Origin of the sequence: Pseudomonas sp. Pseusp97, from assembly GCF_047304025.1 — a bacterium.
Taxonomy (GTDB): domain Bacteria; phylum Pseudomonadota; class Gammaproteobacteria; order Pseudomonadales; family Pseudomonadaceae; genus Pseudomonas.
The window spans coordinates 1-12,997 of the sequence record NZ_JBGLYK010000168.1; the positions used below are offsets into that span (position 1 = coordinate 1).

The window sequence follows — 12,997 nt, forward strand, 5'->3', positions numbered from 1 at the left end:
TGTAAGCGCTGTGAGGCGTTGAGCTAACCGATACTAATTGCCCGTGAGGCTTGACCATATAACACCCAAACAATTTGTGTGTTGTACGGTGAAGACGTAACGAACCGAAAGTTCGTGTGAACCGCAAATACCTGTCACATACCCGAATCTGGATGAGCGTGTGCACTTGCCACGAGCGTCCATAAAGAATTGCTTGACGACCATAGAGCGTTGGAACCACCTGATCCCATCCCGAACTCAGTAGTGAAACGACGCATCGCCGATGGTAGTGTGGAGTTTCTCCATGTGAGAGTAGGTCATCGTCAAGCTCCTATCCCAAGACCCCTGGTCAGCATCGCTGGCCGGGGGTTTTGCTTATTAGTGTAAGCAACCCGAATTCGGATGAGCGCCAAGGCGAGCATCCAACCGAATTGCTTGACGACCATAGAGCATTGGAACCACCTGATCCCATCCCGAACTCAGTAGTGAAACGATGCATCGCCGATGGTAGTGTGGAGTTTCTCCATGTGAGAGTAGGTCATCGTCAAGCTTCTAATTCCAGAGCCCCTGATCAGCGAAAGCTGGTCGGGGGTTTTGTTTTTTGGGGCGGAAAAACAATACGGCGCGTTACGTAGGGCGAATAACCCGCAACGGGTTATCCGCCGCGATGGCGGATAACGCTTGAGGCGTTATGCGCCCTACGACTGAGGCCGGTGAGGTTTCAGTTGAGCTTGGTCTTCGCGGACAAGGTCCGCTCCTACGGGGCGGGTAACCAGCCGGCGAAGCCAGTGTGAGGTGGTTCGCGAGCAAGCTCGCTCCTACAGGTGAGGGAGGGGCTTGGTCATGATGAGGGTGCGTTCTTCGCCGTGGAGTTGTTCGCGCAGCAGGCGATAGCCGAGGCGGGCGTAGAAGCTTTCGGCAGTGAGGGAAGAGGGGACCAGCAGGGCCTCTACGCCGCGATCCAGGGCGGCACGCTCGATTCTCCCCGTCAAGGCCAGGCCGATGCCCTTGCGCTGCTACTGAGGCGCTACGAAGAGGCTGCGCACGACATTGCCATCCAGGGCCGCTGTGCCAACGATCTTGTCGTCCAGCAGGGCGACGAAAACCAGGCGTTGCTCCAGAAGCTCGATTACTCGCTCAGGCATGAAGCTCGCGGCCACCGATTCGATGACGCTCGCCGGGTAGTCCTTGCCGTTGCTCTCCCTGACGGCCGCTACGATCACCTGGCTGATGGCCTCGGCGTCGTCGCTGTTGGCCTGTCTGATGACCAAGTCCATCTGCATGCTCTCTGCTATCCAGTCTGCCCATCCTGACGGGATCGGCAGCGCGAGGGTAGGGCGGAATCGCAGACAATAAAAAAGGCACCCTGGGGCGCCTTTTTTGTTTGGATCACCGATCAGCCGTTGTGGCGTTTCAGGACCAGGGTGGCGTTGGTGCCGCCGAAGCCGAAGCTGTTGCTCATGACGGTGTCGATCTTCGCGTTTTCGCGGGTCTCGCGCAGGATCGGCAGGTCAGCGACTTCCGGGTCCAGTTCGTCGATGTTCGCGGAACCGGCGATGAAGTTGCCTTCCATCATCAGCAGGCAGTAGATCGCCTCGTGAACGCCGGCGGCGCCCAGGGAGTGGCCGGACAGGCTCTTGGTGGAGCTGATGGCCGGGGCCTTGTCGCCGAACACTGCGCGCACGCCACGGATTTCAGCGACGTCGCCGACCGGGGTGGAGGTGCCGTGGGTGTTCAGGTAGTCGATCGGGGTGTCCACGGTCGACAGGGCCTGCTGCATGCAGCGGATGGCGCCTTCGCCGCTCGGGGCGACCATGTCGTAGCCATCGGAGGTCGCGCCGTAGCCAACGATTTCGGCGTAGATCTTGGCGCCACGCTTGAGGGCGTGTTCCAGCTCTTCGACCACGACCATGCCGCCGCCGCCGGCGATGACGAAACCGTCACGCTTGGCGTCGTAGGCGCGGGAGGCCTTTTCCGGGGTGTCGTTGTACTGGGTGGAGAGGGCGCCCATGGCGTCGAACAGGCAGCTCTGGCTCCAGTGTTCTTCCTCGCCGCCGCCAGCGAAGACGACGTCCTGCTTGCCCAACTGGATCTGTTCCATGGCCTGGCCGATGCAATGCGCGCTGGTGGCGCAGGCCGAAGAGATGGAGTAGTTCACGCCCTTGATCTGGAAGGGAGTGGCCAGGCACGCGGAAACGGTGCTGCCCATGGTGCGGGTGACGCGGTATGGGCCGATGCGCTTGACGCCCTTCTCGCGCAGGGTGTCGATGGCTTCCATCTGGTTCAGCGTGGAAGCGCCGCCGGAGCCGGCGATCAGGCCGGTGCGCGGGTTGGAGATCTGCTCGGGGGTGAGGCCGGAGTCCTTGATCGCCTGTTCCATTGCCAGGTAGGCATAAGCGGCGGCGTCGCCCATGAAGCGGAAGACCTTGCGGTCGATCAGCTCTTCCAGGTTCAGGTTGACCGAACCGGAAACGTGGCTGCGCAGGCCCATCTCGGCGTAGCTGGGATTGTGGCGGATGCCAGCACGGCCAGCACGCAGGTTGGCGGAGACGGTGTCTTTGTCATTGCCCAGGCAGGAAACGATGCCCAGACCGGTGATCACGACGCGACGCATGCGGATACCCTTAGAAGCTGTCAGTGGAAGTGAACAGGCCGACGCGGAGGCCTTCGGCGCTGTAGATTTCGCGGCCATCGACGCTGACGGTGCCGTCGGCGATGGCCAGGATCAGCGAACGATTGATCGTACGCTTGATGTGAATGTTGTAGGTGACTTTCTTGGCGGTCGGCAGGACCTGGCCGAAGAACTTCACTTCGCCCGAACCCAGGGCGCGGCCGCGGCCGGGGTTGCCCTGCCAGCCGAGGTGGAAGCCCACCAGCTGCCACATGGCGTCGAGGCCCAGGCAGCCCGGCATGACGGGGTCGCCTTCGAAGTGGCAGGCGAAGAACCACAGGTCCGGGTTGATATCCAGCTCGGCGACCAGTTCGCCCTTGCCGTACTTGCCGCCGACATCACTGATGTGGGTGATGCGGTCGATCATCAGCATGTTCGGGGCGGGCAGTTGCGCATTACCCGGGCCGAAGAGCTCGCCGCGGCTGCAGCGCAGCAGGTCTTCTCGGGTGAAGGCGTTTTGTTTGGTCATGCGAGCTCCTCAAAAATCCTGGATAGCAGGCGTTGTTTGGCTTGTGCCTGCGGCGCCGCGTTCCGTTGTTCTTGTCACGGTGTCATGCGGCAGCCTAGTCATAGACTATTGCCTTTAAGTGAAAGTCACAGCAATCGGCGAACGCTTGTTCACTTTTCGCCGACGCAAGGTTTCCGTCAGGACGCAGGCCCGGACCGGTCCGCAGTTTGCGGGCAAGTGCTCCGCCAATCAACGACTTGGAGCAACCCAGCGCTGCAGAATCCGCTGCAGCTCCGCGCGTTTGAACGGCTTGGCCAGGTAGTCGTTCATCCCGGCCTCCAGGCACGCCTCGCGGTCACCCTGCAGCGCATTGGCGGTCAGGGCGATGATCGGTACCTGCTCGCCGCCCGGTTTCGCGCGGATCTGCCGGGTGGCTTCGTAGCCGTTGAGCACCGGCAGCCGGCAGTCCATGAGGATCGCTGCGAAGTCGCCGCGCTCCGAGGTGCGCACCGCCTGTGCGCCGTCACCCACCAGCGTGACGCGATAACCCAGGCTGCGCAACATAGCTTCTATGACCGTTTGATTCACCGGGTTGTCCTCCACCAGCAGTACGGACTGACCAGTGGCAAGTGCGTCGACACCGCTCAAGCCGTTCTCTGCGGCGCTCTGGCGCTCCCGGAAGGGCAGGGGGATTTCCAAAGTGAAGGTCGAGCCGCAACCCTCCTCGCTGACCGCGCCCAGGGTGCCGCCCATCCGTTCGGCCAGGGTGCGGGCGATGGACAGCCCCAGCCCGGTGCCGCCGTAGCGCCGCGAGGTGGACGAGTCGGCCTGCTGGAAGGCTTCGAACATGTGCTCCAGGCGCTCGCGGGAGATGCCGATGCCGCTGTCCTGCACCGAGCAGCTGAGCCACAGTACTTCGTCGTCCAGCGCCTGCCACGTGGCCTCCAAGCGTACGCCGCCTTCCTCGGTGAACTTCAGGGCGTTGCCCAGCAGGTTGACCAGGATCTGCCGGATGCGCGTCGGATCGCCCTGCACCTCGAGGTTGTCCAGGCCGTCCTGCACTTTCATTTCCAGTTCCAGGCCGCGCTGCTGGGCGCTGTGCTGGAAGACCTGGATCGAGCTCTGTATCAGCTCCAGCAAGTTGAACGGGATGCGCTCCAGCTCCAGTGCGCCGCGTTCGACGCGGGAGAAGTCGAGGATGTCGTTGATCACCTTGAGCAGGTGTTCGGTGGATTCGGTGGCCAGTGCGCTGTACTCGGCCTGCTCCTGGTTCAGCTCGGTGGTTTCCAGCAGCTGCAGCATGCCCAGCACGCCGTTCATCGGAGTGCGCAGCTCGTGGCTCATCATCGCCAGGAAGTCGGACTTGGCGCGGTTGGCCTCTTCGGCTTCCTCCCGCGCCGCCACCAGCTGGGCGATGCTGCGCTCCTGCTCCAGGCTGGCCTGCTGCAGGCCTCGGGCGAGGTTGTTGATGTGCCGGGCGAGGTCGCCGACTTCGCCGTCGTCCGGTACTGGCAGGGTGGTGTGGTAGTCGCCGGTCTGGATCGCCTGCACGGCGCGGCCCATGGTGCGGATCGGCGCGGCCAGGCGGCGGGCGAGGCGGCGCGCCAGCAGGTAGGTGAGGATCAACGCGAACAGCGCGAGCAGGCTGGCCTTGAGGAGGATTTCCTGCTGCCGTTCGCTGAAGGCGTCGCTGGCCATGCCGACCACCACGCGGCCGAGGTAATCGCCGCTGGGCGGCGCGGCGGCAGGCAGCATGTCGTTGGAACCGGCCAGGTTGCTGTCGTTGAGGGCGATGTTCTCGCGCTGGATGGAGGCGTGGAAGATCTCCACTTTGGTGCTGGCCTGCGCAGGGTCGGCGGCGTGCTCGACATAGACGAGGATGTTGTCGCCGCGGTCGCGCACTTCGATGAAGCGCACATGGGCCGTGCTCAGGGTCGCTCGCAGCAGGCTCTGCAGCACCGGCAGGTTGCCGGAGATCACCCCGTATTCCGCCGCGGGGGCGAGCTGGTTGGCGATCAGCTGGCCGGTGTGGTTGGACTCCAGGCGCAGGTCCTGCAGACGCGAATAGGTGAAGTACGCGGTCAGCAGCACCGTCAACAGCAACGCCGGGCCAAGGCTGATGGCCAGCATGCGCGTCTGGATGTTCCAGCTCTTGCGGGAACTCATGGTTTCTCTCCTTCGGCCAGGCGCTGCGCGAGTTCCGCGTCGCCTTGCAGGTCGATGCCGAGCGAACGCGCCACCTGGCGGTTGCTCTGCACCTTGAAGCGTTCGGGGTAGAGGCTGCGGGGCCAGTGCTCCGCCGGCTCGTCGAGCAGGGTGTCGAGGGTCTCCAGCCAGTCATTCTGGTCGCTGTAGGTGCTGGCCAGGCTGCCAGCCTTGACGAAGGCGGCGGTAGGGCCGATCAGCGCCCGGTTCTCGGCGTAGGCGCTGAGCAGGATGCCCTTGATGGTCTGCGCGTTATAAAGCTGTTTGTCGTCCAGCCCGAGCAGCAGGTCACTGCGACCGAGCAGTTCTCGCAGCGGGCGGCTGTCTTCGGTGCGGGTTTGCAGTTCGCTCGTCAGTTCGACGCCGAGCTGGTCAGCGGCGTGTTGAAGTTCTTTCAGCAGGAACTCGCTGCTCGGCCCGACCAGCACGCCGATGCGCTGCGGGCGTGGGCTGAGCTGCAGGGCCAGGGCCAGTTGGCGTGCCGGCGGCGGGTCGCTCCACAGCAGGCTGAGGTGCGGCGGGTCGCGCTCGCCCAGCACCTGCCGGGCTTCGACACGGCTGACCAGCAGGGTCAGCGCCGGTGGTGCGTCGTGGCTGGCGAGGCGCCAATTCAGCGCGCCGCTGCCGAGCAGCAACAGGCGTGTTTCGCCATCCAGCCTGGCGGCGGGCGGCAGGTTCTCCGGGGTTTCCAGCCGTACCTGGTCATGCGGGCGGCGTTGCGCCAGGGCGTCGGCGAAGTCCTGAAGCGCCGGGCTCTGTTCCGTGCTGACCAGCAGGATGTCGCGGGCCTGGGCTGGCAGCGCGAACAGCCAGGCCAGCCAGAGGAGCAGGGCGGTGAGGAGGGTTGTGAGGCTCATCCTTGAGCGGGGGGCAGACATGCTAGAAGTCCACCTCGGCGCTGAAATAGAGCAGGTGGCGATTGTCGTAGCGGTTTTCCGGCCAGGTCAGCGGTTCGTCGTCCAGACGCTGCTGCAGGACCCCGGCGAGCTCCAGCGCCGCGCGGCCCAGGGGGATGCGCTTGGCCACGCGCAGGTCGACGCGCTCGAAGCGGTGCTCGTTCAGCGCGTCGTCGCCGTAGTAGAAGACCGAACTGGACCAGCCGCGCCCCCAGTCGCGCATCCAGCCGGCCGAACCGCTGTTGCGCGCGGTCAGGCGCTGGTCGTAGCGGCTGCTCGCCTCGTAGTCGACATAGGCGTAGGTCAGGCGCACGCGGTCCTGGCGCGTCAGGCGCCAGTCGAGTTGGGTCTCGGCGCCGCTGAAGCGGATTTCGTTGTCGTTGGTCGGTTCGAAGTCGGAGACCTTCAAGGGATCGCTGATCAGCCCGTGGATTTCGTCGTAGTAGGCTTTGATGTCCAGCGCGAGCCCGAGTTCGTCGAACTGGCCGTTGTAGCCGATTTCCCGCGAGCGCATGCGCTCCTGGTCGAGATCGTCCGGGCCGTGGGCGCGGGCGAAGTAATACGCGCTGGACTGGCCGTAGACCGGGGCCGAGAGGTTGCGCACCCGGTAGCTCCAGTTCACGTCGTTCTCGTACATGTCCGGCGAGCGCACCGCCTCGGAGTACACCGCGCGCAGGCTGTGGCGCGGAGTGATCAGGTAGTTGAGGGCGATGCGCGGGCTGACCGAGCTGCCGGAGAGCTGGTCGTCCTCCACCATCGCGCCGCCCTGCAGCAGCCAGTACGGCGTCAGGTGCCACTCCACCTGGCTGAACAGGCGCCAGATGTCATTGGTCACCGTGCCGTCGAAGTAGGTTTCCGAGGTGGCCTGGTCGTGGCGGTAGCTCATGCCGCTGACCAGCCGTACGCCGTCGGCAAGGCTCAGGGTGTCCTGGACTTCCAGGTCATAGCGGGTTTCGCGGATGTTCTGGTTCACCTGCCCGCAGACCGGCAGGTAGGCGCCGGCCGCCAACTGCTGGACCACCTGCTGCGCCAGCGCCCGCTCCTGCGGCGTTCCACGGGGAATGCGCGGCAGCGAGTCGGCGAAATTCTGCACGTACTTCGGGTTCAAGGACCACAGCTGCGCGAGCTGCGGGCTGAAGGCGATCTGCGCCTCGCACGCGCCGAAGTCCTGCAGGCGTTCCCAGTGTTCGGCGTATCCCTGCACGTAGAGGCTGTGCTCGGGGTTGGCGTCGAATGTCCAGCGCAGGGAGCCGGCGTAATCGCGGGCGGTCAGGTCGGAGTTGTCGTCTCCGGCGGCGATGTTGCCGAAGATCGGCTCGTAGGCGTAGGGCCGCTGGTTGCTGCCTTCCTTCGCGGCGAGCTGCCAGTCCAGGCTGTTGCGCAGGTCCAGGCTGTGGCTGGCCACCAGGTTGAAGCGGCTCAGCCGGCGACCGTCGCGGTAGTCGCGGCCGAACTGGTCGTGGTCGAAGCCATCGTCTTCCTGGCCGGAGAGCGACAGCCGATAGTCGCCGGAGCGGTCGTGGAGACCCTGGCTGGCGTACCAGTCGCGCACGCCGTTCTGCCCGGCGGTGTATTTCAGTCGCGTGCCCTGGCTGTCAGCGGGGTGGCGGGTGAGGATGTTGATCACGCCCATCAGCGCGTTGGCACCGTAGCTCACGGCGTTGGGCCCGCGGAACACCTCGATGCGGTCGATGTCCTCGATGGCCACCGGGATGTCGCTCCAGTCCACCGTGGCCAGCCCCGGGCGGTACACCGAGCGGCCATCCACCAGCACCTGCAGGCGTCGCGCCTCGGTGACGTTGGTGCCGTGGTAGTTCACCGTCGCCTGGTTGCCCGAGAGGTAGCCGACCATCATGCCCGGCACCAGGCGCATCAGCTCGGGGATGTCGCGGGCGCCGGAGGCCTTGATCAGGTCGCGGTCGAGCACCGTCATGCTGCCGGGGACTTCGGCGGGGGACTGTTTGAGCCGCGTCGCGGTCAGAACTTCAGGAACGTCGAGGCTGTCCACGAACAGATCGCCCGCCATGGCCTTGCCCGCCAGCAGCGCGGCAAGCAGGGTAAGCGGCAAAGGGACGCGGACGGGACGATGCACGGAACGGCCTTGTTCTCGGTTCTTCTCGGTTGGGTCGACGTCCTGAATCAGACGTTTCCTGTCAGACGGATGTTAAACGAGGCGGCGCTGATTGCCAGTCCCGCGATCCGCACTGGTCGCTCGCCGATGCGGCCTTATAATGCCCCAATCGCCGCCCCTGGGTGGCCACCAATGGAACAGACATGACACAGCAGCAACCGATCGCCGTCCTCGGGGGTGGCAGTTTCGGCACCGCCTTCGCCAATCTGCTGGCAGAAAACGGACAACGCGTTCGCCAATGGATGCGCGACGAGGAGCAGGCCGAGGCGATCCGCACCCGCCGCGAGAACCCCAACTACCTCAAGGGCGTGCGCATCCATGACGGCGTGGAGCCGACCACGGACCTCGCCGCAACCCTGGCCGAGTGCGAGATGATCTTCGTCGCGGTGCCTTCCAGCGCCCTGCGCAAGGTGCTCGACGGCCGCAGCGAGGAGCTGGCCGGCAGGATGCTGGTCAGCCTGACCAAGGGCATCGAGGCGCAGAGCTTCAAGCTGATGAGCCAGGTGCTCGAAGAGATCGCGCCGAAGTCCCGCATCGCGGTGATCTCCGGCCCGAACCTGGCGCGCGAGATCGCCGAGCACGAGCTGACCGCCACCGTGGTCGCCAGCGAGGACGAAGACCTCTGCGCCCAGGTGCAGCAGGCCCTGCACGGCCGCACCTTCCGCGTCTACGCCAGTGGCGACCGCTTCGGCGTCGAACTGGGCGGCGCATTGAAGAATGTCTACGCGATCATTGCCGGCATGGCCGCTGCGCTGGGCATGGGCGAGAACACCAAGGGCATGCTGATCACCCGCGCCCTGGCGGAGATGACCCGCTTCGCCGTCCAGCTCGGCGCCAACCCCATGACCTTCCTCGGCCTGGCCGGCGTGGGCGACCTGATCGTCACCTGTTCGTCACCCAAGAGTCGCAATTATCAGGTGGGCTTCGCCCTGGGCGAAGGCCTGACCCTGGAAGACGCCGTAGCTCGCATGGGCGAGACCGCCGAGGGCGTGAACACCCTCAAGGTGCTCAAGGCCAAGGCCGACGAGCTGCAGGTCTACATGCCGCTGGTGGCCGGCCTCAACGCCATCCTGTTCGGCGGCCGCACCCTCGAGCAGGTCATTGGCGCGCTGATGAGCGGCGAGCCGAAGACCGACGTCGACTTCATCCCCACCACCGGTTTCTGAGGAGGTATCGCCATGTCTGCTGAACGTCAGTCCGCTGATCGCCAGGAAAAGGAATCCCTGGTCCTGCGCGTCGTCTGGATGCTGGTCTTCGCGCTGGTTTGGTTCGTCGCCGAGATCATCCTCGGCGCCGTGGTGATCATCCAGTTGATCTACCGGATCATCTACGGCGCGCCCAGCGGCAGCCTGATGGGCTTCGGCGACAGCCTGAGCCAGTACTTCGCGCAGATCGGCCGCTTCGGCACTTTCCAGACCGAAGAAAAGCCCTTCCCGTTCGCCGACTGGCCGACCGCCCGTGCCCCGGAAGGCGAGACCCCGCACGACGTACCGCCGGCGCCGCACCCTGCGCGCGACGAAGAGCCCAAGCTTTGAAGCTCTGGCTGCTCCGCCATGGCGAAGCCGAGCCCCAGGCCCGCCGCGACTCCGAGCGCCGGCTGACGGCCCATGGCGTCAAGGAAGTACTGAAAAGCGCCGCCCAGCTGGCCGGCCAGCCGCTGGACGGCATCCTCGCCAGCCCGTACGTGCGCGCCCAGGAAACCGCCGAACTGGTCCGCGAGGCGCTGGGCTTCGAAGCTTCGGTCGGCACCGCGCCCTGGTTGACTCCGGACGACGATCCGAGAGACGTGCTGCGCTTCCTCGACGGCCGCAACGAGCGGAACCTGCTGCTGGTCACCCACCAACCGCTGGTGGGGGCGCTGGCCGGGCTGCTGGTGCATGGCAGCCGCAGCGACGCCGTGCCGTTCAGCACCGCCACCCTGGCGGAGCTGGAAGGCGAGGTGCCGGTGGCCGGGCTGATGGAGCTGGTGTCGCTGCACCATCCGCGGCATTCCTGATCGCGCTGAAAGCTCCCGGCCGTTCGGTTCCGGGGCTTTCCTCTCCCCAGCCCTGGCTGCGCGCCCCGCTCCGAAGGGAGAGGGAGCCGCCCGTGGCGGCTGATGCCGAGGTTTCATCCTGCTCCGAACGGTCCCCTCTCCCGCTTGCGGGAGAGGGCTAGGGAGAGGGCGCATCCTCCGGACAGGGCAAATCGTGCCCGAATGTTTCTGCGTAGGGCCCGTCGCAGAGCGGCTGGCGCCCATCCTTCGGCTAAATCCTACAAAACTTCACACGACCAGCCTTGTTTGCCACGGCACCGCGTGGAATATTCGACCAAGCAAGTGCTTGGTTGATCCATCGCTATATCCCTGAGCTACACCTCTGACAACAAGAACAAAGGAGGGGCACGTGGTTAAAGCAGTCCGATTACCACTCGACCTGTTCTATCAGCGCGAGAAGAGCCACCCGAACAAACGCTACCTGGTGCAACCGCTCAGCGGCGGCGAAGTACAGACCCTGACCTGGGGCGAAGTGGGCGAGCAGGCCCGTCGCGCCGCGGCCTGGCTGCGCAGCCTGGACCTGCCCGAAGGCAGCCGGGTGGCGATCATTTCGAAGAACTGCGCGCACTGGATAGTCGCCGATATCGCCATCTGGATGGCCGGCCACGTCTCGGTACCGCTGTATCCCAACCTCAGCGCCGATTCCGTGCGCCAGGTGATGACCCACTCCGAAGCGCGGGTGGCCTTCATCGGCAAGCTGGACGACTGGCCGGCGATGGAGGGCGGCATTCCCGAAGGCGTGCCCACCGTCGCGCTGCCGCTGCACCCGCAGGGTCGTTTCGACCAGCAATGGAGCGATCTGCAGCAGCACGCGCCGATCAGCGACGATCCACGCCCGGACGCCACCACCCTGGCGACCCTCATCTACACCTCCGGCACCACCGGAACGCCCAAGGGCGTGATGCACACCTTCGGCAACTTCGCCTTTGCCGCCAGCCACGCCATCGACCTGTTCGGCGTCGGCGAGGAAGACCGCCTGCTGTCCTATCTGCCGCTGTGCCACGTGGCAGAGCGCATGTTCGTGCAGATGGCGTCGATCTACGCCGGGCAGACGATCTTCTTCGCCGAGAGCCTGGACACCTTCGTCGCCGACATGCGCCGCGCGCGGCCCACGGTGTTCTTCGGCGTGCCGCGCATCTGGACCAAGTTCCAGATGGGCGTCTACGCGCAGATGCCGGCACAGAAGCTCGATCGCCTGCTGCGCCTGCCCATTGTCGGTCGTCTCGTTGGCCGCAAGGTGCTCGCCGGGCTTGGCCTCGATGCCGTGCGCTATGCCCTGTGCGGCGCCGCGCCGGTGCCCGAAGCGCTGCTGGACTGGTACCGGCGCCTGGGCCTGAGCGTGCTCGAGGTCTACGGCATGACCGAGAACTGCGGCTACTCCCACGTCTGCCGGCCCGGCGAGCAGCGCGTAGGCTGGATCGGCCGCAACAGCCCTGGCGTGGAGGTGCGCATCAGCGACGAGGGCGAGGTGCAGGTGCGCAGCGGCGCGACCATGGTCGGCTACTTCAAGGACCCGGAGCGCACTGCCGAAACCCTCACCGAGGATGGCTTCCTGCGCACCGGTGACAAGGGCGAGCAGGACGCCCAGGGCAATCTGCGCCTGACCGGTCGCATCAAGGAAATCTTCAAGACCGCCAAGGGCAAGTACGTGGCGCCGGCGCCCATCGAGAACCGCCTGGCCGTACATTCGCGGATCGAGCAGATCTGCGTGGTCGGCGACGGCCTGATCGCCCCGCTGGGCCTCTGCGTGCTCTCCGAAGTTGGCCGCCAGGAAGCCGCCAACGGCTCGCGCAGCCAGCTGGAGCAGAGCCTGCAGGAGCTGCTGAGCGAGGTGAACGAAGCGCTGGACAAGCACGAGCGCCTGGCGGGGCTGGTGCTGGTCAAGGACGTCTGGACGGTGGACAACGGCTTCCTCACGCCGACCCTGAAAATCAAGCGCAACGTGGTGGAAGGGACCTACGGCAAGCGCTTCAATGAATGGGCGGAGCGCCGCGAGGCGGTGCAATGGCATGAATGACAGAAGGAATGCGCAATGACCTGGCGCACCACGCCCGACCTGGAAAAACTCAACGCCAACCTGAAGAACACCATCGGCGAGGTGCTCGACATCCGCTTCGAGGCGTTCGACGACGACTCGCTGACCGCCAGCATGGTGGTGGATTCGCGTACCCATCAGCCCTACGGCCTGCTGCACGGCGGCGCATCGGTGGTGCTGGCGGAAACCGTCGGCTCGACCGCCAGTTACCTCTGCCTGGACAGCAGCAAGTACTACTGCGTGGGGCTGGAGGTGAACGCCAACCACCTGCGCGGCCTGCGCAGCGGGCGGGTGACGGCGGTGGCCAAGGCGGTGCACATCGGCCGCTCGACCCATGTCTGGGAAATCCGCCTGCATGGGGATGACGGCAAGCCGAGCTGCATCTCGCGGCTGACCATGGCGGTGGTGCCGCTGGAGCGTTGAGCCTGCGCTTGCGCCGTAGGATGGTGTGGAGCAAAGCGATACCCATCGATTCCTGCTCCAGCAGCCAGGGCCAGGGTGAGGGCTCTTGCTTTCGTAGGAGCGGGGGGGGTTGGCCCCCCCCCCCGCGGCCCCGGGGGGGGGGGGGGGGGGCGGCGAGGACGCCCGAAAACGCCA

General features: G+C 65.5%; 12 protein-coding genes and 2 rRNA genes. 7 read left to right on the forward strand and 7 right to left on the reverse strand.

Annotated features, from left to right (window positions below; genetic code table 11):
• Positions 1-192: 192 nt before the first annotated feature.
• Both rrf (ACCC94_RS22000) and rrf (ACCC94_RS22005) read left to right on the forward strand, forming a co-directional pair.
• A 5S ribosomal RNA gene (rrf, locus tag ACCC94_RS22000) occupies positions 193-308 on the forward strand.
• A 105-nt stretch (positions 309-413) separates the two neighbouring features.
• Positions 414-529 (forward strand): 5S ribosomal RNA (gene rrf, locus ACCC94_RS22005).
• A gap of 268 nt (positions 530-797) precedes the next feature.
• Here rrf (ACCC94_RS22005) and ACCC94_RS22010 read toward each other — a convergent pair.
• From ACCC94_RS22010 to ACCC94_RS22040, 7 genes are all read right to left on the reverse strand, one after another.
• Positions 798-983, reverse strand: a complete 186-nt coding sequence (locus ACCC94_RS22010) for a hypothetical protein (RefSeq protein ID WP_413351684.1) — start codon at positions 981-983, stop codon at positions 798-800.
• Between the two features lie 12 nt (positions 984-995).
• Positions 996-1,256 carry a hypothetical protein gene (locus tag ACCC94_RS22015; protein WP_413351673.1) on the reverse strand — a complete coding sequence of 87 codons (261 nt, stop codon included), beginning with the start codon at positions 1,254-1,256 and terminating at the stop codon, positions 996-998.
• A 119-nt stretch (positions 1,257-1,375) separates the two neighbouring features.
• Complete coding sequence (gene fabB / locus ACCC94_RS22020; protein WP_045208787.1) at positions 1,376-2,593, reverse strand: beta-ketoacyl-ACP synthase I; 1,218 nt, start codon at positions 2,591-2,593, stop codon at positions 1,376-1,378.
• Between the two features lie 10 nt (positions 2,594-2,603).
• Entirely contained in the window at positions 2,604-3,119 is a 516-nt protein-coding gene (gene fabA / locus ACCC94_RS22025; RefSeq protein WP_017517389.1) for a 3-hydroxyacyl-[acyl-carrier-protein] dehydratase FabA, read from the reverse strand.
• Positions 3,120-3,347: 228 nt separating this feature from the next.
• A complete protein-coding gene (locus ACCC94_RS22030; RefSeq protein WP_413351675.1) occupies positions 3,348-5,264 on the reverse strand; it encodes an ATP-binding protein in 1,917 nt (638 codons plus the stop codon).
• Positions 5,261-6,160, reverse strand: a complete 900-nt coding sequence (locus ACCC94_RS22035) for an ABC transporter substrate-binding protein (protein WP_413351685.1) — start codon at positions 6,158-6,160, stop codon at positions 5,261-5,263. The genes ACCC94_RS22030 and ACCC94_RS22035 overlap by 4 nt, the downstream gene beginning before the upstream one ends.
• Positions 6,161-6,182: 22 nt before the next feature.
• Positions 6,183-8,291: a TonB-dependent receptor plug domain-containing protein gene (locus ACCC94_RS22040; protein WP_413351677.1), complete on the reverse strand. Its 2,109-nt coding sequence runs from the start codon at positions 8,289-8,291 to the stop codon at positions 6,183-6,185.
• Positions 8,292-8,473: 182 nt separating this feature from the next.
• Between ACCC94_RS22040 and ACCC94_RS22045 the strand changes: the two genes are divergently transcribed.
• From ACCC94_RS22045 to ACCC94_RS22065, 5 genes are all read left to right on the forward strand, one after another.
• Positions 8,474-9,496, forward strand: a complete 1,023-nt coding sequence (locus ACCC94_RS22045; RefSeq protein ID WP_413351678.1) for an NAD(P)H-dependent glycerol-3-phosphate dehydrogenase — start codon at positions 8,474-8,476, stop codon at positions 9,494-9,496.
• 12 nt (positions 9,497-9,508) lie between these two features.
• Positions 9,509-9,865, forward strand: a complete 357-nt coding sequence (locus ACCC94_RS22050; protein WP_413351679.1) for a DUF4389 domain-containing protein — start codon at positions 9,509-9,511, stop codon at positions 9,863-9,865.
• Positions 9,862-10,326, forward strand: coding sequence for a phosphohistidine phosphatase SixA (gene sixA, locus ACCC94_RS22055; RefSeq protein ID WP_413351680.1), 465 nt, complete (start codon positions 9,862-9,864; stop codon positions 10,324-10,326). The genes ACCC94_RS22050 and sixA overlap by 4 nt, the downstream gene beginning before the upstream one ends.
• Positions 10,327-10,714: 388 nt before the next feature.
• On the forward strand, positions 10,715-12,382 hold the full coding sequence (locus ACCC94_RS22060; RefSeq protein WP_413351681.1) for an AMP-binding protein: 1,668 nt from the start codon (positions 10,715-10,717) through the stop codon (positions 12,380-12,382).
• Between the two features lie 15 nt (positions 12,383-12,397).
• A complete protein-coding gene (locus ACCC94_RS22065; protein WP_413351682.1) occupies positions 12,398-12,823 on the forward strand; it encodes a hotdog fold thioesterase in 426 nt (141 codons plus the stop codon).
• Positions 12,824-12,997: the final 174 nt, after the last annotated feature.

Bases quoted from the DNA above. Each gene is read 5' to 3' on its own strand.
- ACCC94_RS22015 (WP_413351673.1), bottom strand. From the start codon at position 1,256: ATGGACTTGGTCATCAGACAGGCCAACAGCGACGACGCCGAGGCCATC.
- ACCC94_RS22030 (WP_413351675.1), bottom strand. From the start codon at position 5,264: ATGAGTTCCCGCAAGAGCTGGAACATCCAGACGCGCATGCTGGCCATC.
- fabB (WP_045208787.1), bottom strand. From the start codon at position 2,593: ATGCGTCGCGTCGTGATCACCGGTCTGGGCATCGTTTCCTGCCTGGGC.
- ACCC94_RS22045 (WP_413351678.1), top strand. From the start codon at position 8,474: ATGACACAGCAGCAACCGATCGCCGTCCTCGGGGGTGGCAGTTTCGGC.
- fabA (WP_017517389.1), bottom strand. From the start codon at position 3,119: ATGACCAAACAAAACGCCTTCACCCGAGAAGACCTGCTGCGCTGCAGC.
- ACCC94_RS22035 (WP_413351685.1), bottom strand. From the start codon at position 6,160: ATGAGCCTCACAACCCTCCTCACCGCCCTGCTCCTCTGGCTGGCCTGG.
- ACCC94_RS22065 (WP_413351682.1), top strand. From the start codon at position 12,398: ATGACCTGGCGCACCACGCCCGACCTGGAAAAACTCAACGCCAACCTG.
- ACCC94_RS22050 (WP_413351679.1), top strand. From the start codon at position 9,509: ATGTCTGCTGAACGTCAGTCCGCTGATCGCCAGGAAAAGGAATCCCTG.